This is a genomic window from Agrobacterium sp. 33MFTa1.1 (genome assembly GCF_004328495.1).
Taxonomy (GTDB): Bacteria; Pseudomonadota; Alphaproteobacteria; order Rhizobiales; family Rhizobiaceae; genus Agrobacterium; species Agrobacterium pusense.
This window is the reverse complement of the sequence record NZ_CP036359.1, coordinates 1023153-1046366: the sequence shown is the minus strand read 5'-3', so window position 1 is coordinate 1046366 and position 23214 is coordinate 1023153. Positions and strand designations below refer to the sequence as shown.

General features: G+C 59.1%; 19 protein-coding genes. 7 read left to right on the top strand and 12 right to left on the bottom strand.

Annotated features, from left to right (window positions below; all coding sequences use genetic code 11):
* The 7 genes from nirB to EYD00_RS18610 all read right to left on the bottom strand — a co-directional run bounded on the left by nirB (window position 1) and on the right by EYD00_RS18610 (window position 8620).
* The gene (gene nirB / locus EYD00_RS18640) at window positions 1-2448 is read right to left on the bottom strand and encodes a nitrite reductase large subunit NirB (protein ID WP_022563290.1); all 2448 of its coding nucleotides are present in this window, start codon (window positions 2446-2448) and stop codon (window positions 1-3) included.
* Window positions 2449-2453: 5 nt separating this feature from the next.
* Complete coding sequence (locus tag EYD00_RS18635) at window positions 2454-3251, bottom strand: ABC transporter ATP-binding protein (RefSeq protein ID WP_022563289.1); 798 nt, start codon at window positions 3249-3251, stop codon at window positions 2454-2456.
* Between the two features lie 13 nt (window positions 3252-3264).
* A complete protein-coding gene (ntrB, locus tag EYD00_RS18630; protein ID WP_022563288.1) occupies window positions 3265-4158 on the bottom strand; it encodes a nitrate ABC transporter permease in 894 nt (297 codons plus the stop codon).
* A 113-nt stretch (window positions 4159-4271) separates the two neighbouring features.
* The gene (locus tag EYD00_RS18625) at window positions 4272-5564 is read right to left on the bottom strand and encodes a CmpA/NrtA family ABC transporter substrate-binding protein (protein ID WP_034500300.1); all 1293 of its coding nucleotides are present in this window, start codon (window positions 5562-5564) and stop codon (window positions 4272-4274) included.
* 376 nt (window positions 5565-5940) lie between these two features.
* Window positions 5941-7236: a CmpA/NrtA family ABC transporter substrate-binding protein gene (locus EYD00_RS18620; RefSeq protein ID WP_034500299.1), complete on the bottom strand. Its 1296-nt coding sequence runs from the start codon at window positions 7234-7236 to the stop codon at window positions 5941-5943.
* A 33-nt stretch (window positions 7237-7269) separates the two neighbouring features.
* Window positions 7270-7857, bottom strand: a complete 588-nt coding sequence (locus EYD00_RS18615; protein ID WP_022563285.1) for an ANTAR domain-containing response regulator — start codon at window positions 7855-7857, stop codon at window positions 7270-7272.
* A 97-nt stretch (window positions 7858-7954) separates the two neighbouring features.
* Window positions 7955-8620, bottom strand: a complete 666-nt coding sequence (locus tag EYD00_RS18610; protein ID WP_004437233.1) for a GntR family transcriptional regulator — start codon at window positions 8618-8620, stop codon at window positions 7955-7957.
* A 266-nt stretch (window positions 8621-8886) separates the two neighbouring features.
* Between EYD00_RS18610 and EYD00_RS18605 the strand changes: the two genes are divergently transcribed.
* From EYD00_RS18605 to amyA, 6 genes are all read left to right on the top strand, one after another.
* The gene (locus EYD00_RS18605) at window positions 8887-10143 is read left to right on the top strand and encodes an NRAMP family divalent metal transporter (protein ID WP_004437230.1); all 1257 of its coding nucleotides are present in this window, start codon (window positions 8887-8889) and stop codon (window positions 10141-10143) included.
* Window positions 10144-10162: 19 nt separating this feature from the next.
* Window positions 10163-10930 (top strand): LamB/YcsF family protein, encoded by a 768-nt coding sequence (locus EYD00_RS18600; protein ID WP_022563284.1) that lies wholly within the window; start codon window positions 10163-10165, stop codon window positions 10928-10930.
* A gap of 11 nt (window positions 10931-10941) precedes the next feature.
* The gene (locus EYD00_RS18595) at window positions 10942-11751 is read left to right on the top strand and encodes a putative hydro-lyase (protein WP_022563283.1); all 810 of its coding nucleotides are present in this window, start codon (window positions 10942-10944) and stop codon (window positions 11749-11751) included.
* A gap of 7 nt (window positions 11752-11758) precedes the next feature.
* A complete protein-coding gene (locus EYD00_RS18590; RefSeq protein ID WP_034500298.1) occupies window positions 11759-13369 on the top strand; it encodes a 5-oxoprolinase subunit B/C family protein in 1611 nt (536 codons plus the stop codon).
* A complete protein-coding gene (locus tag EYD00_RS18585; protein ID WP_022563281.1) occupies window positions 13366-15096 on the top strand; it encodes an acetyl/propionyl/methylcrotonyl-CoA carboxylase subunit alpha in 1731 nt (576 codons plus the stop codon). Before EYD00_RS18590 ends, EYD00_RS18585 begins: the two co-directional genes overlap by 4 nt.
* Window positions 15097-15207: 111 nt before the next feature.
* Window positions 15208-16695, top strand: coding sequence for an alpha-amylase (gene amyA / locus EYD00_RS18580; protein WP_022563280.1), 1488 nt, complete (start codon window positions 15208-15210; stop codon window positions 16693-16695).
* 30 nt (window positions 16696-16725) lie between these two features.
* Here the strand turns inward: amyA and soxR are convergent, their stop codons facing one another.
* Window positions 16726-17181 (bottom strand): redox-sensitive transcriptional activator SoxR, encoded by a 456-nt coding sequence (gene soxR, locus EYD00_RS18575; RefSeq protein WP_003584914.1) that lies wholly within the window; start codon window positions 17179-17181, stop codon window positions 16726-16728.
* Between the two features lie 156 nt (window positions 17182-17337).
* Window positions 17338-19443 (bottom strand): TonB-dependent receptor plug domain-containing protein, encoded by a 2106-nt coding sequence (locus tag EYD00_RS18570; RefSeq protein ID WP_003584912.1) that lies wholly within the window; start codon window positions 19441-19443, stop codon window positions 17338-17340.
* A gap of 148 nt (window positions 19444-19591) precedes the next feature.
* Between EYD00_RS18570 and EYD00_RS18565 the strand changes: the two genes are divergently transcribed.
* Window positions 19592-21061: a glycosyl transferase family protein gene (locus EYD00_RS18565; protein ID WP_034500297.1), complete on the top strand. Its 1470-nt coding sequence runs from the start codon at window positions 19592-19594 to the stop codon at window positions 21059-21061.
* A gap of 10 nt (window positions 21062-21071) precedes the next feature.
* Here the strand turns inward: EYD00_RS18565 and EYD00_RS18560 are convergent, their stop codons facing one another.
* The 3 genes from EYD00_RS18560 to EYD00_RS18550 all read right to left on the bottom strand — a co-directional run bounded on the left by EYD00_RS18560 (window position 21072) and on the right by EYD00_RS18550 (window position 22872).
* Entirely contained in the window at window positions 21072-22271 is a 1200-nt protein-coding gene (locus tag EYD00_RS18560; protein ID WP_022563278.1) for a low temperature requirement protein A, read from the bottom strand.
* A 38-nt stretch (window positions 22272-22309) separates the two neighbouring features.
* The gene (locus EYD00_RS18555; RefSeq protein WP_022563277.1) at window positions 22310-22594 is read right to left on the bottom strand and encodes a hypothetical protein; all 285 of its coding nucleotides are present in this window, start codon (window positions 22592-22594) and stop codon (window positions 22310-22312) included.
* 65 nt (window positions 22595-22659) lie between these two features.
* Window positions 22660-22872: a hypothetical protein gene (locus EYD00_RS18550; RefSeq protein ID WP_003584900.1), complete on the bottom strand. Its 213-nt coding sequence runs from the start codon at window positions 22870-22872 to the stop codon at window positions 22660-22662.
* Window positions 22873-23214 lie beyond the last annotated feature (342 nt).

Here is a 23214-nt window from a genome sequence, read left to right as displayed (position 1 = left end):
TCACTCCGCTGCCTCGCTGAAACCGATTGCCGCCATGGGCCTGAATTCGTGCTTGTCGTGGCCGGACACACGCTCGGACCAGGGATCGACCTGCGCGAATTTCTGGCTGAAGACGAAGCGTTCGAAATAGGCCCGACGCTTCTCCGCATCATTCATGATCTGGCGACGAACCTCGTCGTAGCCGATGCGCTTGGCCCATTTGTAGATGCGCTCAAGGTAGCGCGCCTGCTCACGGTACATTTGGGTGAGCGCCACGATATGCTCCAGCGCTTCATCCTCGGTTCTGACAAGACCCAGAACTTCAGTGCCCTTGATATCGAGGCCGGCGGCACCGGCGAAATGGATTTCGAACCCGGAATCAACGCAGATGACGCCGATATCCTTGCAGGTGGCCTCGGCGCAGTTGCGCGGACAGCCGGAAACGGCAAGCTTCAGCTTGGCGGGTGTCCACGAGCCCCACATGAATTTTTCAATGCGGATGCCAAGCCCGGTGGAATCCTGCGTGCCGAAGCGGCACCATTGCTGGCCGACACAGGTCTTCACGGTGCGCAAGCCCTTGGCATAGGCCTGGCCGGAAATGAACCCGGCCTTGCCGAGATCGGCCCAGACCGCCGGCAAATCCTCCTTCTCGATGCCGAGAAGGTCGATGCGCTGGCCGCCCGTCACCTTAACCATCGGGATTTCGAACTTGTCGACCACATCGGCAATCGCCCGAAGTTCGGAAGAGGATGTCACACCGCCCCACATGCGCGGCACGACGGAATAGGTCCCATCCTTCTGGATATTGGCGTGAACACGCTCATTGATGTAACGCGACTGGTAGTCATCGGCATACTCATCCGGCCAGTCGCAGACGAGGTAATAATTGAGCGCCGGCCGGCATTTCGCACAGCCGCAGGAGGTTTTCCACTCAAGCTCCTGCATCACGGCTGGAATGGTCTTAAGACCCTTGGCCTTGATGAGACGGCGTACATCGTCGTGGCCGAGATCGGTGCATTTGCACATGGGCTGCACGGCAGCGGGGTTATAACTGTCGCCGAGCGTCAGCGTCATCAGCTGTTCGACAAGACCGGTGCAATTGCCGCAGGAGGCGGAAGCCTTGGTGTGGGCGCGCACATCATCCAGAGACGTCAATCCCTTGGAGGTAATGGACGAGGTGATCTTACCCTTGCAAACGCCGTTGCAGCCGCAGATTTCCGCATCATCCGGCAAGGCTGCAACGGCCGCCATAGGGTCCAGCGGCGACCCTCCCTGATAGGCCTGGCCGAAAATCAGGGTTTCGCGCATGGCGGAAATATCGGTGGACTTCTTCATCAGATCGAAGAACCACGACCCATCCGCCGTCTCGCCGTAAAGCACCGCACCGATGATGCGGTTTTCTTTCAGGATGAGGCGCTTATAGACGCCGGCCGTGGCGTCTCGCAGCACGATTTCCTCGCGGTCGTCGCCTTCTGCGAAATCGCCGGCGGAAAACAGGTTGATGCCGGTGACCTTGAGCTTCGTGTTAGTGACGGAGCCGTGATATTCGGCCGAACCGCCGCAAAGGCGGTCGGCTAACACCCGGGCCGATTCATAAAGCGGGGCAACCAGCCCGTAGCACATGCCGCGATGTTCCGCGCATTCGCCGAGCGCATAGATCGAGGCGTCCGACGTCATCATGCCATCGTCAACGACGATACCGCGATTGACGGCAAGACCGGCTTCCCTGGCAAGACCGGAAGCGGGACGGATACCGACCGCCATCACCACCATGTCGCCTTTGATGATCCTGCCGTCTTCCAGCTCGATGCCCTCGACCTTCTCCTTGCCAAGAATGCATTTGGTATTGGCCTTGGTGATGATGTCGATGCCGCGCTCGGTGAGCGCCTTCTCCAGAAGATAGGCCGCTGCCGGATCAAGCTGACGCTCCATGATCGTCGGCATCAGGTGGATGACGGTGACGTCCATTCCCTGACGCTTGAGACCATAGGCGGCTTCCAGCCCGAGAAGGCCGGCGCCGATGACAATGGCGCGGCCCTTTCCTTCTGCGATCTCCAGCATCTTCGTCACATCATCGAGATCGCGATAGGCGAGCACGCCGGGCAATTGATGGCCGGGGACGGGAATGATGAAGGGCAGAGAACCGGTGGCGATCACCAGCTTGTCATAGGAAGCCGTAATACCGTTTTCGCTGGTGACGGTCTTTTTGTCCCGATCGATACCGGTGACCTTCGCACCCTTGTGCAGCGTCACATTATTGGCCGCATACCAGTCGTCATTGTGGATGACGATGTCCTCGTAGCTCTTTTCGCCTGAAAGCACCGGCGAGAGCATGATGCGATCGTAATTAACACGCGGCTCAGCGTTGAAAATGGTGACATCGTAGAGGCCGGGCGCGGTTTCGAACAGGTTTTCCAGCATGCGCCCCGGCGCCATGCCATTACCGATGATGACGAGTTTCTGCGTCATGGTCGTTACTCCGCGGCTTCGACGAAGCGGTGACGTTCATAAAGGAACTTCAGCACGGCCTCGCGGCATTTGAGGTAGGTCTTGTCGGATGCAAGCTCGATACGGTTGCGCGGGCGTGCCAGCGGCACCTCGAGCACTTCGCCGATGTGAGCTGCGGGACCGTTGGTCATCATCACGATACGGTCGGAGAGCAGCACAGCCTCGTCCACGTCATGGGTGATCATGACCATGGTGTTGCCGAGCCGGGCGTGGATTTCCATCACCGCATCCTGAAGATGAGCGCGGGTCAGCGCATCCAGCGCCCCGAAAGGCTCGTCCAGCAGCAGGATTTTCGGCTCCATGGCGAGCGCCCGGGCAATGCCGACACGCTGTTTCATGCCGCCGGAAATTTCCGAAGGCTTTTTGTCTTTCGCCTGCCCCATCTGAACGAGATCGAGATTGCGCATGACCCAGTCATGCCGCTCGGTCCGGGTCTTGGTGTTGCGGAAGACCTTCTCGACAGCGAGATTGACGTTTTCATAAACCGAAAGCCACGGCAGCAGGCTGTGGTTCTGAAACACGACGGCGCGTTCAGGTCCGGGTTCGTTGACCTCCCGGTTTTCGAGGAGCACGGCACCGGCGGAGACTTTCGTCAACCCGGCGATGAGGTTCAGCATGGTGGATTTGCCGCAACCGGAGTGGCCGATGACCGAGACGAATTCACCCTTTTCGATAGTGAGGTTGATGCCTTTCAGCACCTCGGCGCGCGAGCCGCCCTTGTCGAAATATTTGTCGATGTGATCGAGCTTGAGATATGCGTTCATAGTTATCGCCCTTTCAGTTGGCCGCAGCGCCGCGGGTGATGACCTTGCCGAGCGCCGCCACCAGCTTGTCGAGCATGAAGCCGACGACGCCGATGTAGGCGAGTGCCACGATGATGTCGGGCAGGCGCGAGGAATTCCACGCATCCCAGATGAAGAAGCCGATACCGACGCCGCCGGTCAGCATTTCCGCCGCCACGATCGCGAGCCACGAAAGGCCGATGCCGATGCGCAGGCCGGTGAAGATGTAGGGTGCTGCCGATGGCAGCATGATCTTGAAGAAGAATTCGAGCTGGTTCAGCCGCAGCACCTGCGCCACGTTGCGGTAATCCTGCGGAATGTTCCGCACGCCGACTGCGGTATTGATGATGACCGGCCAGATGGAGGTGATGAAGATCACGAAAATGGCCGACGGATTGCTGTCCTGAAAGGCGGCCAGTGAAAGCGGCAGCCAGGCGAGCGGCGGCACGGTGCGCAGCACCTGAAAGATCGGATCGAGGCCGCGCATCGCCCAGACCGACTGGCCGATGACAGCCCCGAGAATGATGCCGGCGATGGCGGCAAGGCCGAAACCGTAGGCCACCCGCTCCAGCGAGACCAGCACGCGCAGGCCGAGACCTATATCCTGCGAGCCATTATGGAAGAACGGCGATACGATGAGATCGTAGCTCTCCTCGAAAACCTGGCTCGGCGGCGGCAGGGAGGCGCCGGGGGCGGAACAGAGCAGCTGCCAGACAGCAAGCAGAATGGCGAGAACGACAAACGGTGGGATGATGTTGCGGGCCGCTACCACAGCCCATTTGCGCAGATCAATCCGCGGCGACTGTTTCGGCGCAAGCGCCACGACACTTGCCTTCTTCGCTGCCTGCTGCTGCGGCTCTTCGTTGAATTTTCGGGCCAATGCGGACATGGGCATTTCCTCTTGATGTCGGTTACGGTCTGGGCTCGCCCCTCACCCGGTCTTCAGCCGCACCGGTTGGGAAGCGCGGCCGGCGGATGAAGGGCGACGCCCGGGTCTCCTCCTCAGGAGGCCGCCTTGATGGACAGGCTTTCGAGATAGGCCGACGGGTTTTCCGGGTCGAAGACCTTGCCGTCGAAGAAGGTTTCCTTGCCGCGCGAGGTGGAAGCGGGCAGATCGGTTACGCCGAGATCCTTGGCGGCAGCGCGCCAGATATCCTCTCGGTTCACCTTCGCAACCAGCGCCTTCACATCGGTGTCGGGCGCGAATTTGCCCCAGCGGATGTTTTCCGCGATGAACCAGCTGTCGTGGCTGCGGAAGGGATAGGAGGCATGGTCCTGCCAGAACTTCATCTGCAGGCCGGTGTTTTCGAGCGCGCGGCCGTTGCCGTAATTGATATTGCCCTTCAGACGGCCAAGCACATCCTTCGGCGGCACGTTGAACCATTGGCGTTTGCCGAGGATGGTGGACATTTCTTCCTTGTTCGCCATCTCGTCGCACCATTGCTGCGCTTCCATGACCGCCAGCAGCAGCGCCTTGGCGGCGTTGGGGTTCTTTTCCACCCAGTCGGCGCGCATGCCGAGCGCCTTTTCCGGATGGCCCTTCCAGAGTTCGCCTGTCGTACAGGCAGTAAAACCGATGCCCTGATTGACCAACTGCTCGTTCCAGGGCTCGCCCACACAGAAGACGTCCATGTTGCCAACCTTCATGTTGGCGACCATCTGCGGCGGCGGAACGACGATGGTGGAAACGTCCTTGTCGGGATCGATACCGCCGGCGGCAAGCCAATAGCGGATCCAGAGATCATGCGTGCCGCCCGGGAACGTCATCGCGGCCTTGATTTCCTTGCCTTCCGCCTTCTTTTTCTCGAACGCCACCTTCAGTTTGGAGGCATCGAGTTGAACGCCGGTATCTGCATATTCCCTGGCGACGGAGATGCCTTGGCTGTCGAGGTTCAGGCGGGCGAGGATTGTCATCGGCACCGGCACATTGTTCTGGGTTACCTTGCCCGTATGCATCAGATACGGCATCGGCGTGAGAATATGCGCGCCGTCAATACCGTTCGAAGCGCCGCCGAGCACCAGATTGTCGCGCGTTGCGCCCCATGACGCCTGCTTCAGAACCTCGACGTCAGGCATGCCATGCTTGGCGAAGAGGCCCTTTTCCGCGGCGATAACGAGCGGTGCGGCGTCGGTGAGTGCGATGAAGCCGAGTTTTGCGCCTTTGACCTCAGGCTCGGCGGTGGCTGCGAAAGCCCCAGAGGGAAACGCGCCGCGTACCGCAGTGACAAGGGCTGCGTTGGCCGTGGTCTTCAAAATCGCGCGGCGGCTGACAGCGCCGGAGAATATCTTTTTCATTCGCATGTTCCCCTTATTGGGCCACCCGTGGGTGACGTTTTCGCTTGCGAAAAAACCGGAAAATAAAAAAAACGCCGCTCGGTGTTTGCGTCTGCGGACGGGAGAAGTCCGGACTGCAAAACCTTGCGACGTCTGTGTCTTTGAAAGCGCCTATGCCGCGCCCTGCTTGCTCCGATCGCCGTTGACCGGTGCGAAAAACAAAAAGCAAAAGGCGTGCCAGTTTATCAAAATTAGATTATAGCCCTGAAAAGAAAGGCGTATTCATGAGGTGGGCTGTACGACTAAATTTTAATCAGGGATTTTCTTGGCTTGCATTTGGGCAAATAGAGAAATCCAGCGCTTGAATTTTACGCAGCTTGACCAGCTTGGGTGCCGTTTATGCCTCACCGGAAGCTTGAGAAACAGCCGTAGATGTACGTACTGAGAATTCCTTCACATAGCCTTCTATGTCGGCGGGATCGAATATGAGGCCATCTACGAAACGATCACCCTCTTCCTGCCCTTCGACACGGATATCGGCATCATCAGGCGCATTGGCGTCGCCCAGCACCGCCCGGTAAATATCCGGCCGGTAGGAAGACAAGGCGGCCGCCAAGCCTTTGCGAGAAAATTCCGCCTGCCCCCAGCGGATCATCTGGCTGTAAATCCACAAAGCCTGACTTTGCCGGGGATAATTCGCATGGCCGCCATGAAAGGTGAAATATTTGTCGATCACGCGCCTATTCCCCCGGCTATCAATGCTGAATTCACCGGCAAGCACACGACGGATAATCGCCTCAGGCGCTCCGATGTAACGCGGATCGGCAAGGGCCCGGCTTAGTTCATCGTGATTTTCTGCAAGATCGCACCAGCGCGCGGCCGCATCAAGCGCCGTCAGCAGCCGTCCGACCGCTTCTTGTTGGTTTGCCGCCCATTCGGGCCGCATGCCGATGACCTTTTCGGGTGCGGAAGGCCACAAATCCTGCTTGGCGGCAACGATCCGGCCGACACCGCGTTCGGCGGCGACGATATTCCACGGCGCTCCAACGCAGAAACCGTCAATCGCTCCCGCAGCGAGCGCATCCGATGTCAACGGCGGCGGCACGACCACAAGCTTGACATCGTTGTCGGGGTGAATGCCGCCAGCGGCAAGCCAGTAGCGAAATTCGTAATTATGCGAGGAAAACGGGTAGGTCATGCCAAGCGTCGGTGGCGGCTCGCCGCGGGCACGCATATCATCAAGCACACGCTTCAGCGCCTCAGCATTTTCGAGCGCTCCCGCCGTTTCGGAAAGTCCGGTCACGGCCTTCATGCGGTCAAACAGGCGGGTCGAAAGCGTGATCGCATTGCCGCCGCGTCCGAGTGAAAAAGGCGTAATCGTCGGCGACGGGTTAGAACCGAGCCCGAGCATGGAGGCGACTGGCATTGGCGATATCATATGGGCAATGTCGAATTGCCGGAACGCCAGCCGGTCACGCACATTTGCCCAGGAAACGTCTTTCACGAGATCGAGCGTAATGCCCTCGCGTTCTGCAAAGCCGAATTCGGCCGCTGCGATAAGAACCGATGCGTCAACAAGGGGTATAAAGCCAGCACGCAGGATTTTCTGCCGGTCACTGCCGACCCTTGCCGGTGCGCCCGGGGCTTTCGTCGCTCCGCTGTCTGGTCCTGCCGTTTGTTCCGGTGCCGCCATGTTATTCACTCCACGCTGTCCGGCTGGTCTTCGTCACATCAACAGACCGGCCGCGGTGACCACGCTTTGCGCGATCTCGGAAATCTTCTTTTTCTCGTTCATTGCCGTTTGCCGCAGAAGTGCAAAGGCCTCTTCTTCAGGAAGGCCGCGCATCTTCATCAATATGCCTTTGGCGCGTTCGATGACCTTGCGCTCCTCAAGCGCCGATTTCGCATCGGCCAGCTCCCGCTGCAGGCGGCTGAAAGCATTGAAGCGGCTGACCGCCATATCGAGAATCGGTTTCACACGCTCTTTCTTCAACCCGTCCACCACATAGGCGGAGACACCGGCCTCGACGGCTGCCTCGATGGAGGCGGTGTCGGAACGATCGACAAACATGGCGATAGGCCGGCCAACCGTGCGGGTGAGCTGGAACAGATGCTCCATCATGTCACGATTGGGATTTTCAAGATCGATGAAAATGACATCAGGCTGCAGCGTCTCGATGGTGCGCGCCACCCCGTTCACCTCGTGGATGACGGTAACGCGCTGATAGCCCGCCTCGCGCAGGCCCTCCTCTATGATGGAAGCGCGGATCGCGTTTTCGTCGATAACGAGAATTGTCAGGTCGCGAAGCGTCATGTCAGCATTGATGACGCAGCGCAGCAAACTTGGCAATCGCCCTGATCGGCAAAAGTGAAACAGTACGGCACGAGACGTTTCGCCGCCGCCCGCTATGTCAGGAGGCGTGTTCCACGGCACGTTCGAGCGCTTTCAGGACCGTACGCTCTGAAAGATTGAGATAGGTGTCCATCTCGTCGCCCGCTTCCTGCGCCTTGCCTTCCTCCATCAGTGACAGAATCTTGCTGTTCATGTCGACAAATGGAGAATGAAGCTGTTCGGGATCTTTCAAGAGACCGAAACACAGCCGGAGTTCAGCGGCAATACGCTCGTAAAAATCGCTGATCCGGGCACTGTCGAGGAGATCAACGACAGCTGCATGAAATTTCATGTTGGCGCTGCCCACGCCCAGCCAATCAGCAGCCTCACGCTTCACCTTCGCATCCTCGACCGCCGCCCGCATCGTTTTGATCGCGGGGTGCTTGTGCCAGGCCTGCCTCAGCGCGCCGCATTCCACCATGCGCCGCACCCGGTAGATATCGATGACCGAGGACATGGTGGGAACTGCGACGAACACACCGCGATTGGCCTCATGACGCAGAAGCCCATCCTTGGTCAAAAGCCGGAATGCCTCGCGCAGCGAATTGCGGGAGACATCGAAACGTTCACTGAAGGCTGCCTCTGACAGGCGCTGCCCCGGCGCCAGCTCACCTGATATCAGCAGGGTACGAATACCCTTGGCCAATCGATCCGCAAGCGGCAGACCCTCTATCGTTTCCGTCATGGCGCTCCTTTCCTAAGAGCAATGCAGCATCGGGAATTCCGTGACAGGCATGTTCGGACACGGCATGTTCTGCCCATAGCACAAAGCATTAGCAAAGCACGAAAAAAACATGCTGAATTCATGCGCATAACGTCCAACAAATAGACAAAATAAGAGAACGATTATTATTTATTGTTGAACAATGTTGACAATTTCGCGGAACAGGCCAAACTCGGTCTCATAAAGCATCCGCGAGGGGCGGATTGCAAATGGAGCGGAGAAAATCCATGGAGCAGAATAAGCTCTCGCCCGCCGACCCTAACGAGGTTGCGCGCAAGGCGAAGAATCAACGGTATGCCTTGCTTTCGGCAATGTTCTTGATGTCGATGTCGGCCGTCGGGCCGGGCTTCATCACACAGACCGCAAATTTCACGGTTAAACTGGGCGCCGCATTCGCATTCGCCATCGTCATTTCCGTCCTCATCGACTTCGTCGTGCAGGCCAATATCTGGCGCATCGTCACCATTACCCGCATGCGGGCACCGGCCATTGCCAATGCCGCTATTCCGGGTTCGGGTTATCTGCTTGCGATTCTCGTCATTATCGGCGGCCTGTTCTTCAACATCGGCAATATTGGCGGCGCGGGCCTCGGCTTCAACGCCATGATCGACCTCGATCCGAAGATCGGCGGTGCAATAGGTGCACTGGCGGCCATCGGAATCTTCCTGTCCCGCCGCGCCGGCATTGCCATGGACCGCGTGGTTTTTGTCGCGGCCTTTGTCAAGCTGGCGCTGATCGTTTATGCGGCATATGTTTCCGGCCCGCCGGTCGCGGAAGCCTTCCGCCAGACTTTCCTGCCAGACACCATCGATTTCGTCACCATCACCACCATCGTCGGCGGCACGGTTGGCGGCTACATCACCTATGCCGGTGCGCATCGCCTGCTGGACAAGGGCATGGTGGGCATTGAAAATATCAACGCGGTCAATCGCGCGGCGCTCAGCGGCATCGCCATCACCGGCGTCCTGCGCTACGTCCTGTTCCTTGCCATCCTCGGCGTTGTCGCAAGTGGCGTGGTCATCGATCTCTCCGGCAAGGCGGCGAATCCGGCCGGCCAGGCTTTCCATGCCGCCGCCGGCAATATCGGCTACCGCCTGTTCGGCGCCGTCTTCCTCGCCTCGGCCATGACCAGCATCATCGGCGCGGCCTATACCTCCGTGTCATTCCTGACAGCTTTCAAGCCTGACATAACGGAGCGTCAGCGTAATCTGGCAACGGTCGGCTTCATCGCCATTTCGCTGATTGCCTATGTCATCATCACCACCCCGCCTGCAGCCATGCTCGTCTTCGTCGGCGGTCTCAACGGTCTCGTCCTGCCGATCGGTCTTTCGATCTTCATGTATGCCGCCTGGAAGCGCGCGGATCTGATGCACGGGTACCACTACCCGCGCTGGCTGCTGGTGCTTGGCGTGCTGACCTGCGCGCTCACCTGGTATATGGCCTATAAATCGGCGGGCGCGATCTTTGCCCTGCTCGGCTACTGATGGAATAAGGGAGGCAAACATGGCCGCTATCGATCTCAACAGCGATCTTGGCGAAAGTTACGGCGCATGGCGCATGGGCGATGACGAGGCGATGCTCGCCATCGTTTCCAGCGCCAACATCGCCTGCGGATTTCACGCAGGCGACCCGGCCGGCATCTACCGCACCGTCAAGGCCGCTGCCGAAAAGGGCGTGGTCGTTGGCGCCCATGTCTCCTATCCTGACCGCGTCGGCTTCGGCCGCCGCGATCTGGACGCCACCTCGGAAGAACTGATTGCCGATGTCATCTACCAGATAGGCGCGCTGAAGGGTGTTGCCGCCGCTGCGGGCACCACGGTGCGTTACGTGAAGCCGCATGGCGCACTTTACAACCGCATCGCCAATGATGCGAAACAGGGGCAAGCCGTGATCGACGGCATCAAGGCCATAGATTCGTCACTGGCGTTGATGGGCCTTGCGAACGCGCCCATCCTCGATCTCGCCCGCAAGTCCGGTCTTGCCGTCGTTGCCGAAGCTTTTGCCGATCGCGCCTATACGCCTCAGGGCCAGCTCGTTTCCCGCCGGGAAGCCGGTGCCGTATTACATGACGCGGCAAAAATTGCCGACCGCATGGTGCAGCTTGCCCGCGAAGGCACGCTGGAGGCGATCGATGGCAGTATTATAAAAATCGAGGCGCAATCCATCTGTGTACATGGCGACAGCCCCGGTGCGGTCGCCATCGCCCAGGAAATCCGCCGGCGCTTCGAGGCTGATGGCATCGACATCCGCTCTTTTGCATCCAATCGCTGAAAGGATAGCCGATGACGATACCCACATCCTATCTCAATCACACGGACGCGGACGCCGCCCGCAAGGCCCGCGCCACCTATCGCGGCGGTATTGTCGCCCCTACCTCCGGCATCGCGCCCGGCTTCACGCAGGCGAACATGATCGTGCTGCCGCGCGACTGGGCTTTCGATTTCCTGCTTTATGCGCAACGCAATCCCAAGCCCTGCCCGGTACTCGACGTGTCCGATCCGGGATCGCCGACCACTCTTCTGGCGCCTGGCGCCGATCTCAGGACTGATCTGCCGCTTTATCGCATCTGGCGTGACGGCAAGCTTGTTGAGGAAACCGCTGACGCCACCGCCGCATGGGCTGAGCGCGACGATCTCGTCGCCTTCCTCATTGGCTGCAGCTTCACCTTCGAAACACCGATGGTGGAGGCGGGTATCGAAATCCGCCATATGACGGACAAGAGCAATGTGCCCATGTATCTCACCAACCGCCCCTGCCGTCCGGCCGGTCGGCTGAAGGGCAATATGGTCGTTTCCATGCGGCCGATCCCGGCGTCGCGCGTCGCTGATGCGGCGACCATTTCGGGACGTTTTCCAGCGGTGCATGGTTCGCCCGTGCATGTGGGTGCGCCCGAGGAGATCGGCATTACCGATCTCGCAAAGCCCGATTTCGGCGACGCGGTGCGGATCGAACCCGGCGAGGTTCCGGTCTTCTGGGCCTGCGGCGTCACCCCACAGGCCGCCGTGATGGCATCCGGTGTTCCCTTTGCCATTACCCATGCGCCGGGACACATGTTCATTACCGATATTCCCGATTCCGCCTACCACGCGTGAGGATATGATGCGTTTTCTTCCCGTCAGCCTCGCCACCATTCTTGTCGAACTCGCCGATCTCGATGAAACGCTTGCGCTTTTCGCCTCGCTGCAGAACGATCCCATCGAAGGCATAGAAGAGACGGTGCCGGCTGCCCGCACGCTGATGATCCGGTTCCGGCCCGAGAAGATCGGCTCCGAAGCGCTGGCTGCGCGGCTTGCGAGCCGCGATCTCTCGGCAAATATCGCGCCGTCGGACAATCTTGTCGAAATCCCCGTCCGTTATAATGGCGAAGACCTTGCAGATGTTGCCGAACTAACCGGCCTGAGCATCGAAGAGGTTATCCGCCGGCACACCGAAAGCGAATTCACCGTTGCCTTCTGCGGCTTCGCTCCCGGTTTTGGTTATCTGGTCGGAGGCGATCCCGCGCTGCATGTCCCGCGCCGGCAAAGCCCGCGCACCCGTATTCCGGCCGGCTCCGTAGCATTGGCCGGTGCTTTCAGCGGCGTCTACCCGCAAAACAGCCCTGGCGGCTGGCAGATCATCGGCACGACGCCGGTGAAGATGTGGGATATAGACCGCGACCCCGGCGCGCTGTTTCAGCCGGGCTACCGTGTGCGTTTCTTCGACATGGACAAGACCGGTCGAACGGTAGATATCCCAGCTCCGGCACCGGACAGGAAAGTACCAAAAAAGGATGGCCCGCATTTCGAGGTGCTTGCCGCGCCAATGCCAGCCATCTTTCAGGACCTCGGCCGTTTCGGCCAGACCGGGCAGGGTGTCTCCGCCTCCGGCGCGCTGGATCGCGGCGCATTTAATGCCGCAAACCGCATCGTCGGCAATCCGGTCAACACGCCCTGTCTCGAACTGACGCTCGGCGGCTTTTCCTTCAAAAGCGCGAACCGTACCGTTATCGGCATAACCGGCGCCCCCTGCCCCGTCACGATCAAGACGGCAGAGCGCAGTTTCGTGGCAAAGGCGCATGCACCGGTTTCCCTTGAGGCCGGTGATGTTGTCACTTTCGGCCAACCATCGAAAGGTATGCGTTGTTATCTCGCGGTGCGCGGTGGCTTCGATGTCGAGCCGGTGCTCGGCAGTTTCGCGACGGATACACTTGCCGTTGTTGGCCCGGAGCCGGTCGGTGCAGGCGCCATCCTGCCGCTTAAGGGCGAGACGTCCGGCCTTTCCAGCGTATCGATCGACGAGGTTCCGGCTTTCGAGCCGCCGGCAACGGGTGAGGTCGTGACACTGGATGTCGTTCTCGGGCCCCGAACGGACTGGTTCACGCAGAGGGGTATCGAGACGCTGACTGGCCAGCTCTGGCAGGTCACCCCACAATCGAACCGGGTCGGCATTCGCCTCTCAGGCGACGTGCCGGTGGAACGCAAGGACAGTGCGGAGCTTCCGAGCGAAGGCACGGCAACGGGCGCGATCCAGATTCCCCATAGCGGCCAGCCGGTTCTTTTCCTTGCCGATCACCCGCTGACCGGAGGTTATCCTGTCATCGGCGCGGTAGCGGAATATCATCTCGATCTTGCCGGGCAGATCCCCGTCAACGCCAAAATCAAATTTCGCCCGATCGGCCCCTTTGCCGAAATCGTGGCCAGGAACATAGAATCCCGAGGAGAAAAGCGATGAAAAAAGTGCTGATTGCCAATCGCGGCGAGATCGCGGTGCGCATCATCCGCGCCTGTCGCGATTACGGCCTGAAATCGGTCGCCGTTTATGCCGATCCCGATCAGGACGCGCTTTTCGTCCGGCTGGCGGATGAAGCCTATGCGCTGGAAGGCGTGCGGCCCGCCGAGACCTATCTCGACATTACCAAGCTGATCGCGGTTGCAAAACGCGCTGGCGCGGACGCCGTGCATCCCGGTTACGGCTTTCTGTCCGAACGCGCGGAGTTTGCCCAAGCCGTCATCGATGCCGGCCTGATCTGGATCGGTCCCGACCCTCATGTCATCGAGGCGCTGGGCGATAAGGTCGAGGCACGGCGCATCGCCACCGGCGTTGGCGCACCACTGGTTGCCGGCAGTGATGGCCCCGTCTCTTCCGCCGCGGAAGTCACCGCCTTCGCCGAACAGCACGGCCTGCCGGTCGCCATCAAGGCTGCCCATGGCGGTGGCGGGCGCGGCCTGAAGGTTGCCTGGAAAATGGAGGAGATCGCCGACCTCTACGAATCCGCCGTGCGCGAAGCAACCGCCGCCTTCGGTCGTGGCGAATGCTTTCTGGAGCGCTTCCTTGACCGGCCGCGCCATATAGAAGCGCAGGTTCTGGCCGATAAACACGGCAATGTGCTTGTTCTCGGCACCCGCGACTGCTCGCTGCAACGCCGGAACCAGAAACTGATCGAAGAGGCCCCCGCCCCCTTCCTGTCCGATGAGCAGCGCCAAAAAATCCATGACGCCGCCAAGGCGATCTGCGCCGCAGCCGGTTATTCCGGCGCCGGCACCGTCGAATTCCTGCTCGGCGTTGACGGCACCATTTCTTTCCTCGAGGTCAATACGCGCCTGCAGGTGGAACATCCTGTCACCGAGGAAACCACCGGCATCGATCTCGTCATCGAACAGTTCCGTATTGCCGAAGGCAAGACGTTGCGTGTCCTTGAAACGCCCGAACCGCGCGGGCACTCCATGGAGTTCCGCATCAATGCCGAAGACCCTGGCCGCGGCTTCCTGCCGACGCCCGGCTCGATCTCGGTTTTCGACGCGCCGTCCGGTCCCGGCATTCGCATGGATAGCGGTGTCGTCAGCGGCTCCGTCGTGCCTGGTGTCTTCGACTCGCTGATGGCGAAGCTCATTGTGACAGGTGTTGACCGCGATCAGGTTCTGCGCCGTGCCCGTCGCGCGCTGAAGGAATTCCGCATCGAGGGTATCGCGACCGTTCTTCCGTTCCATCGCGCCGCGATCGAGACGGACGACTTCATCGGCACGGATCGGTTCAAGGTTCACACCCGCTGGATCGAAACCGATTTTGCGGCCATGCCCGACGCCATGGAGCGCCCGGCACCGGCCGACGATCCTTCCATGACACGAACCTATCTCGAGATTGACGGAAAGCGTGTTTCGGTCGGCCTGCCCAGCATTCTCCTTTCCAGCCTCGGCAGCGTCAACGGCGGCCAGGCGTCCGTTTCCGGCACTGCGGTCGACAGGAACGAGGGTGAAATCACTGCTCCCGTTTCCGGCACCTTGCAGTCCTTCAAGGTAAAAGATGGCGACACGGTCGCGGAAGGTGATCTCCTGGCAATCATGGAAGCAATGAAGATGGAGACGCAGATTGTCGCCACCAGGGCCGGCAGGATCCGCCTGATCGGCAAGGAAGGCGACTATCTTCAGGCCGGCGATAGGGTGCTCGAAATAGCCGGCTAATATTGAAGCGCCGCAACGACCTCATAATCGCAGATCGCGCATCCCCGGTGGCGGAACCCTTTCGTCACCGGGCCGTTTATGGCGCGACCTGCTAACCATCGTGAGGGACATATGGCCGGACGCACCTTGCTTCAATTCTTCCATTGGTATTATCCGGACGGAGGGAAATTATGGAGCGAGGTGGCCGAGAAGGCCGAAAGCCTTGCCAAAATGGGCATTACCGACGTCTGGCTGCCGCCCGCCTACAAGGGCGCCGCCGGCGGTTATTCGGTTGGATATGACACCTACGATCTCTTCGACCTCGGCGAATTTGACCAGAAGGGCACCGTCGCCACCAAATACGGTGATCGTGGCGCCCTCGAGCATGCGGGCAAGACGCTGAAAGAGAATGGCATCCGTGTCATTCACGACGTCGTTCTCAATCACAAGATGGGTGCCGACGAGAAGGAAAAGGTACGGGTTCGCCGCGTCAATCCCGACGATCGCACGGATATCGACGACGAGGATTTTTCCGCACTCGCTTACACACGTTTCACCTTTCCTGGCCGAGGCGGCGTGCATTCCAAATTCATCTGGGACCAGAAATGTTTCAGCGGCGTCGATCACATCGAAGAGCCGACCGAAGACGGCATTTTCCGGCTCGTCAACGAATATGGCGACGGTGAGTGGAACGAGGAAGTCGATCAGGAAAACGGCAATTTCGACTATCTGATGGGTGCGGACGTCGAGTTTCGCAATCGGGCCGTCTATGAAGAGCTCAAATATTGGGGCCGCTGGCTTTCCGAGCAGGTCCAGGTGGACGGCTTCCGGCTGGATGCCGCAAAACATATTCCGGCATGGTTCTTCCGCGACTGGGTCGGCCATATGCGCGAGACTATTGACCCCGATCTTTTCGTCGTAGCGGAATATTGGCACCCCGATCTTGAGGCCTTGAAGAGCTATCTCGAACTCGTCGACAAGCAACTGATGCTTTTCGATGTCGCCCTTCACCACAGCTTCCACGACGCGTCGAAACAGGGGGGTGATTTTGACATGCGCAGCATTTTCGATGGTGCGCTTGTTGCCGCCGTTCCCGATCACGCCGTCACGCTTGTCGATAACCACGACACCCAGCCATTGCAATCGCTGGAGGCCCCGGTGGAGCCCTGGTTCAAGCCCCTAGCCTATGCGATCATATTGCTGCGTGAAAACGGCGTGCCTTGCGTTTTTTATCCCGATCTGTTCGGCACGAGCTATACCGACACGGGTAATGACGGCAATGAGTACAAAATCGATATGCCGGCCATCGAATGCCTGCCGAAGCTCATAGAGGCGCGCAGCCGTTTCGCCAATGGCGTACAGACGGACATTTTCGATGACCCGAACTGCATCGCCTTCGTTCGCCATGGCACCGCCGATGCGCCCGGTTGTGTCGTGGTGATGTCGAATGGCGAACCGGCGGAAAAGCATGTCGATCTCGGTCCGGATCATGCAGGGGCGGTCTGGCGCGACTTCCTCGGGCACCGTCAAGAGGAGATCACCCTCGATGAGAGCGGCAAGGGCGCCTTCCCCACCAATGGCGGCAGTGTCAGTGTTTGGGTGCCAGCCGAATCCGGGTGAGCAACAAGGCTAACGGTCCGAAAATTATGCTCACTCTGCCGAAACGAGGCGGCGGGGACCTGCGCCGTTATCGGCGAGAACATCGTTCGGATTGCGCAACGGACAATCATCCAGCGAAAGGCACCCGCAACCGATACAGCCGGTAAGCTGGTCGCGCAGCATGATCAGGTTGTTGATGCGGAGCTGGAGCATTTCCCGCCAGGATTGGGAGAACCTGCGCCAGTCGGCTGTTGTCGCCACCCGATCCTGCGGCAGGTCGGCCATCGCGTCCCTGATGATGCTCAGCTGTATACCCGCCCGCTGTGCAATGCGGATGATGGCGATGCGCCTCAGAACGGCGCGATGATAACGGCGTTGATTGCCGGCGGTGCGCCAGCCCTCGATCAATCCCTTCGCCTCGTAAAAATGGATGGTGGAGACGGCGATGCCGCTGCGGCGGGCAACCTCTCCCACCGTCAGGCTGTGTTTGAGTATGGTATTTTCCATTCTGGCTCCTGCTTCCGGACCGATTTCCGCTCGGAAACGCGGAAACACAACGAAGAGCAGCCGGTATAATTCCTCAACTATAGTTGAGGTCAATAGACCAACGGTCAAAAAAAGAGGCGCCCGATGGCGCCTCCGAATTTCGCGGCTATGACTGGATCAGAACTTCGCTGTCATGCTGATCCAGAAACGACGGCCTTCCATGACGGTGTTGAAATCGTCGGTGCCGACATCCTTGTCGAAGACGTTGTAGACGGCGGCATTGAGATCGACATTTTCGGCGACCGCATATTTCGCGCCGATATCAAGCGTGGTGTAGGCGTCATATTTTCGACCGGCCTTGCCGTTGATCGTCACCGGCGTGCCGTTCGTGCCGATGCGCGGGCCGGCATTGATTTCCGATCCGTGGTAATTCAGCGAGGCCCAGGCTTCAAGACCATCGATCGGTGTCACCCAGTCGCCGCGCAGATTGGCCATATGCTCCGGTGTCCGCGCCAATGGAAAACCTTGGTAATCACCGGTCTTCTGTTCGGAATGCGTATAGGTATAGTTGCCGCGCAGCGTCAGTTCCGGCGTCGCGTACCAGGTCGCCGTCAATTCCACACCCTGAATGACCGCATCGTCGATATTGTAATTATACCAGAGGCGGTAGTTGCGGTCTTCGCTCCAGCGGACAGGCGTTCCATCGGGATTGAGCACCAGCGCGTTGGAAATCTTGTCCTTGAAATCGGTGTAGAAATAGGTGGCCCCCAGAGCGACGTCACCATTCTCCCAAAGTGCCGCCACTTCGTAACTCGTGCTTTTTTCCGCTTCGAGGTTGGGATCGCCGATGATCACACCGCAGGTGCCGCTCGGACCATAGGTGCAACCGCCCCCACCTGTCGTATAGGCATAACCCGGCGCGATCTGACGGATTTCCGGTGCGCGGAAACCGGTGGAAACGCCGCCCTTGATGGTCAGCTCTTCCGTGGCGCTCCAGACGCCATAAAGACGCGGGCTGAAATGATTGCCGTATTTTTCATGGTTATCGAGGCGAAGCCCGCCCGTCAGCGCGAAATTGTCGACGATGCGCCACTCATCCTCAAGGAATAGAGCCCATTGCGTGGCCGAAAACGTCTCGTCCCGGCCGGTACGGCGGCCCGGGTTCTGGTCCGTCAGCCGTGCCTCGAAATATTGGCCGCCCGTGACCAGTGTGTGGTTGCCGAAGAGCTCGAAAGGCGTGGTGAACTTGCCATCGAGCACGGTATTGCGCACCTCCGGCGAGCGTGCATTTTCAGTCACGCGGCCGGTTCGGATGTTTCTGGTGAAATTGGTGCGTTCCGCCCATTCCTGCTGCAACGAGAATTCGGATGTGGTCGGTCCCCAGCGGCCGGTGTGCGAGAGTGACCAGTGGTCACGCGTGTTGATGTTGTAGGTGCCGTCGCTATTGGCCGCGAGCGATTCGCCAGGCTCGGCGCTCCGGCGTAGCCTTGTCTTGCCACCCTCGAGATAGATGTCGTGATCTTCGTTCGGCGTAAACGTCAGGCGGCCGTTGAAATCATATTCCTTGGCGCCGGTGGTCCCGCCCAAAATGCGGTCTTCGCCGCGCGTGAAGCCCCTGCCCCAGAGCTGCAGACCAAGCTGATCCTTGAGGATCGGACCGTTCGCATACCAGGAGACCTGGCCGCTGTTGCCGAATTTCGAATGCTGTTGAACCGTGCCCTCGGTGGTGACGGAGCCCGACCAGACGTCGCCGACCTTGCGGGTGATGATGTTGATCACGCCGCCCATGGCATCCGAGCCATAAAGCGAGGACATGGGACCGCGCACCACTTCGATACGTTCGATCGCCGAAACCGGCGGCACGAAGCTCTGTTCGAAGCCGGAGTTGCCATTCGTGCGGGCATCGCGCGTGCTCTGCCGCTTGCCGTCAACGAGGATCAACGTATAGGCGCCCGGCAAGCCGCGGATGAAAACATCCTTTTCGTTGGCGATTCCGGTGACGGACACGCCCTGCACTTCGCGCAGGGCGTCAGTCAGGTCGCGATACGCCCCCTTTTCCAGATCCTCCCGTGTGACGACGGTGATGCTGGCCGGAGCGTCTTTTACATTCTGCTCGAAACCGGACGCGGTGACGACGATCTGCTCAAGAACAGTGGTATTTTCGGATGCCTGCTGCGCAAAAGCGGGCAGAGCAATATTTAACGCGGTTCCCGCCATTGCTGCCGAAAAAGTAGTCTTTATTGTCATCGAAGCCTTTTTGCAGCCCCGGTACTTCAATTCCATGTTATGCCCCCGCATTTAACTTGAGAATTTCACCCCACTTATTTACGAGGGGGGTGCGGGTGCAACAGGTTTGTTTTCGAACAGTTCTAAATTCTAGAAATTGCAAAAAGGGCTCCCTCTTAAGATGAGTGGAGTAAAAATTCGCCAGATGACAACCAGCAAGAGAAAAGACGGACCGGCTTCCACGGCAAAACCCGACAGGCTTGGGCAGCTGAAACTGCTTGTCGCTTTTGATGCGTTGTTGCGGGAAGGTAGTGTCAGCCGCGCCGCGGCGGGCATGGGACTTCCAACATCATCGATGAGCCGGATCTTGCAGCAGCTACGGGAAAAATACGGGGACCAGCTCTTTCTCCGCACCGGCCAAGGCCTGCGCCCCACCCCCTTTGCCGAAGCCATGCGCCTGCGCATCCGCTCCCTGGCGGCAGAGGCCGAAAATCTGATCGATTATTCGCAGGAAGAACCCGACGCGCCGGCCACCATCAATAAGAACGGCTGGGAGCAGCCGGCATTGATGAAAGCACCGCCACTTTCCCTTCGCCCCAGCATTCTTCTTGAAGGTCAGCCGACGCCGGAAAACATTGCCGAGCGTCTCGCCCGCATCGGCCACAATTCTGCCCCACAGGAACGGCTCGCCAAGTATATTGCAACGTCTGCGATGGGAATAGGCAACAGCCGTCCGCTCAGCCAATCGGAGGCGACGGATGCACTGTCGATCATTCTGGAAGGGGATGCCGATCCGATACAGATCGGGGCACTGCTCGCCACCATGCATTATCGCGGCGTGACGGCGGCCGAACTGGCCGGCTTCATCCAGGCCACGTGGCGACATGTCGGGCGCGACCGCTACCGGCCTGTCACCGTCGATCTCGACTGGCCGGCTTATATGTCCCCCAAACACCGCGACGCGCCATGGTTCGTGCATTCTGCCCGCCTCGTTTCCATGGCGGGATACAGGGTGCTGCTGCACGGCCATGTTGGTCAGGGCGAAAATGGCGGCAAGCTTGAACGCGCCGCACAAGCCTGCGGTATTCCCCTTTGCCGTTCGCTTTCGCAGGCGGCCGAGGCCACGTCATCCGAACGGATCGCCTATCTCCCCCTGGGCGGCCTGTCTCTGCAATTCCAGAGCCTGCTCAGTCTCCATGGCATTCTGGAAATGCGCCTGCCGGTGCATACTGTCGTCCACCTTCTCAATCCACTGCGCGCAAGGAGCACCATTATAGGGCTCGCCCGTCCGGCCTATCAGGAGCTGCATCGCGATACCGCCCGCCTGCTCGCCGTGGAGAATCTCGCAATACTCGGTAACACGCGGGATTTCGCACAGTTCACGCCATTCCGCAGCACACGGATTTTCGGTCTTTCAAGCGGAAGGGACGTGGAGGTCCTGGTCCCCGCCCGCGAAGCACCGCCTGCCGAAATGCCAACCATGTTTACCACCTTCGAATATTGGCGTGCAGTCTGGACAGGAGCCGCGAAAGACGAAAGGGCGGAAACCATCATCATATCCACCGCCGCCGCCGCGTTGATGCTCGTCAATGACATGGGGCTTTCCTTTGACGAAGCTTACGCGAAAAGCCTCAAGCTCTGGAACGAGAGGACGCGCAATCTGGTCAGCGTCTGAGCATTCGAGATCACGCCGTGGCGACTGACTTTTTCAGAGCCAGATATTCCCACAGGGCAACAAGCAGCAGAATACCCGTGCTGGCCAGCTGCAGGATGAATAGCGGAATGCCCGGCACCGGCAACAATAGGCAGAGCGCTGCCACGCCCGCAAAATGCGAGACGGGGCGCTGATAGGTCGCTGCGATCTTGACACCGATATTGCCTGCCAGAAAGAGGACGGGACCACCGACGATTGCGATGGCCTCCCTTATCGTTGCGGCCTCGTGGGCGTGGGACAGGCTGAAATCCTCTCCCACCGCCGTCAGAATGATACCGGCGACGATTGGCAAATGTCCGTAATTGAAGAGATTATGGGCGATCTTCGCCTTCTCGTCGGCGTTCTCGGCTTTTCTGGAGGCTTCCGCCTGTCCGTGATGGAAGTAAATCCACCACATCGCGACGGTGCTGATGAAGGCGGAGCAGAAAACGACAAATGTCAGCCCGGAGTTCATATATTCGGTTGCCGTCCGGCCAGTGGTCAGAATTGTTTCCCCCAGACAGATGATGACAAACAGGGCGCAACGTTCCGCCAGATGCTCTCCGGAAAGATGCAGACTGTCGTCATCGCGAGAACGCAAGCCGGGGACAACATAGCGGCAGGCCGGACCGGCATACTCGATTGCGAGCGCCATGCCCCACAGGAGAATGCGTTCCCCCAGATCGCAAAATCCGCCTGCCAACCAGAACAGGCTCGAAATGGCCAGCCAGATCGTCACCCTCACGAACACCAGAAACGACTGCCGGTCTTCATCCCTGAAGGCATAGAGAGCAAACAGGCTTCGACCGATCTGCATGACGCTGTAGATCAGCGCGAAAACCAGGCCCTGTTCGGCAAAGGCTTCCGGCAAGGCGATGGCCAGCAGTACACCGCCAAACATCAGCACGAAGAGCAAAATCCTGACCGGTTCTTTTTCGGTATTCAGCAGATTGGTGATCCAGGTGGTGTGTATCCACAGCCACCACAGGGACAATATCAGGATGCCGGCTTCCAGCACCGCCGTTGGCCCAAAGTCCTTCGCCAGAGAATGGGATAACTGAATAAGAGCGAAAACGAAAACCAGATCAAAGAACAGCTCAGGAAATGTTGCCTTTCCCGTCTCCTGGCCGTCATGCCGGATCCAGCTTTCTGCCCTCGGCGCCCGTCGGGAAATCTGGGTTCCTGTTCTCATTCTGCTTCCGTTTGCGGAGCATAGATCATCGCAATCCCTCACTGTCGCAAGACGTGGGTTTCAGCCCCGGTATTGTTATGATCTGACCCGCGGCCGGGGAATTCCAGCCCACGCGCCCTGTCGGGAAGGAACTGCGGTCCCACCAGCCGCACCGTTTTTCCGGAGACATCAATAATGTAACTTTGGGCGGAAGGCGCCGATGAAACCGCTGCGTTACCGTCTTTTTTATCTTCCAGCCGGCTGATTTCCAGGGACTGGGAAAATACCGGCACGACCATTACGCAAACGAGGCCGGCGGCGAGAAAGAGGGGCTTGGGTAACATCGAAATTCCCTGACGCTTTTATCTGCGCCAATAACAGCCATCACCTGCATTTGTTCCGCGCAGCTTCAGGTATCGCCGTCAAGGTAAGTGCGGTATTGCACGTAATCACCGCTCGATTGCCCATCGACGACTTCAGGCGGCCGCCCCTCGCCCCCTGGGAGATAGCCGGTGTCTTCGAGGACCGATTTCACGAGCTCTGCAATCGCAATATGTCGGGGCATAGCTTTATCCGCCATGTAAAGGGCGACGGCCAGTTCTATATCATCCGGAAATGTCATGAGCGTGGCGTTCCGTTAAACCATGGACTGGAACGCGCAGTGCCAGCGAAAGTTCAATTCGTCGGCGCCAAGGTAGCGCGGATTGGCGACATATCGCGGAACTTTTTTCGAGGGAGGAACTTCTGCCCGAAATGAACAGGCTGATGTTCACCGTAGGTTTTCAGTCCGGCCCCGTCGCAATTTAATTGACCCTGGAATGCGGCGAGACAGCTACTTGGCATTAAAAATGCTCCAGACTCAAGCAATTGAAACCAATCATGGAAACGCGCAAACGAAAGCTAAATTGGACTTAACTTTCGTTACTTTGCATTAACCACGGGAAGCCCCGATCGGACACAAAGT

Excerpts from the sequence above, each read along its gene's own strand:
- EYD00_RS18600 (WP_022563284.1), top strand. The coding sequence starts at position 10,163 with ATGGCCGCTATCGATCTCAACAGCGATCTTGGCGAAAGTTACGGCGCA.
- EYD00_RS18590 (WP_034500298.1), top strand. The coding sequence starts at position 11,759 with ATGCGTTTTCTTCCCGTCAGCCTCGCCACCATTCTTGTCGAACTCGCC.
- EYD00_RS18595 (WP_022563283.1), top strand. The coding sequence starts at position 10,942 with ATGACGATACCCACATCCTATCTCAATCACACGGACGCGGACGCCGCC.
- EYD00_RS18620 (WP_034500299.1), bottom strand. The coding sequence starts at position 7,236 with ATGGCGGCACCGGAACAAACGGCAGGACCAGACAGCGGAGCGACGAAA.
- EYD00_RS18605 (WP_004437230.1), top strand. The coding sequence starts at position 8,887 with ATGGAGCAGAATAAGCTCTCGCCCGCCGACCCTAACGAGGTTGCGCGC.
- EYD00_RS18570 (WP_003584912.1), bottom strand. The coding sequence starts at position 19,443 with ATGGAATTGAAGTACCGGGGCTGCAAAAAGGCTTCGATGACAATAAAG.
- ntrB (WP_022563288.1), bottom strand. The coding sequence starts at position 4,158 with ATGTCCGCATTGGCCCGAAAATTCAACGAAGAGCCGCAGCAGCAGGCA.
- EYD00_RS18585 (WP_022563281.1), top strand. The coding sequence starts at position 13,366 with ATGAAAAAAGTGCTGATTGCCAATCGCGGCGAGATCGCGGTGCGCATC.
- EYD00_RS18565 (WP_034500297.1), top strand. The coding sequence starts at position 19,592 with ATGACAACCAGCAAGAGAAAAGACGGACCGGCTTCCACGGCAAAACCC.
- EYD00_RS18550 (WP_003584900.1), bottom strand. The coding sequence starts at position 22,872 with ATGACATTTCCGGATGATATAGAACTGGCCGTCGCCCTTTACATGGCG.
- amyA (WP_022563280.1), top strand. The coding sequence starts at position 15,208 with ATGGCCGGACGCACCTTGCTTCAATTCTTCCATTGGTATTATCCGGAC.
- EYD00_RS18610 (WP_004437233.1), bottom strand. The coding sequence starts at position 8,620 with ATGACGGAAACGATAGAGGGTCTGCCGCTTGCGGATCGATTGGCCAAG.
- soxR (WP_003584914.1), bottom strand. The coding sequence starts at position 17,181 with ATGGAAAATACCATACTCAAACACAGCCTGACGGTGGGAGAGGTTGCC.
- EYD00_RS18625 (WP_034500300.1), bottom strand. The coding sequence starts at position 5,564 with ATGAAAAAGATATTCTCCGGCGCTGTCAGCCGCCGCGCGATTTTGAAG.
- EYD00_RS18555 (WP_022563277.1), bottom strand. The coding sequence starts at position 22,594 with ATGTTACCCAAGCCCCTCTTTCTCGCCGCCGGCCTCGTTTGCGTAATG.
- EYD00_RS18635 (WP_022563289.1), bottom strand. The coding sequence starts at position 3,251 with ATGAACGCATATCTCAAGCTCGATCACATCGACAAATATTTCGACAAG.
- nirB (WP_022563290.1), bottom strand. The coding sequence starts at position 2,448 with ATGACGCAGAAACTCGTCATCATCGGTAATGGCATGGCGCCGGGGCGC.
- EYD00_RS18560 (WP_022563278.1), bottom strand. The coding sequence starts at position 22,271 with ATGAGAACAGGAACCCAGATTTCCCGACGGGCGCCGAGGGCAGAAAGC.
- EYD00_RS18615 (WP_022563285.1), bottom strand. The coding sequence starts at position 7,857 with ATGACGCTTCGCGACCTGACAATTCTCGTTATCGACGAAAACGCGATC.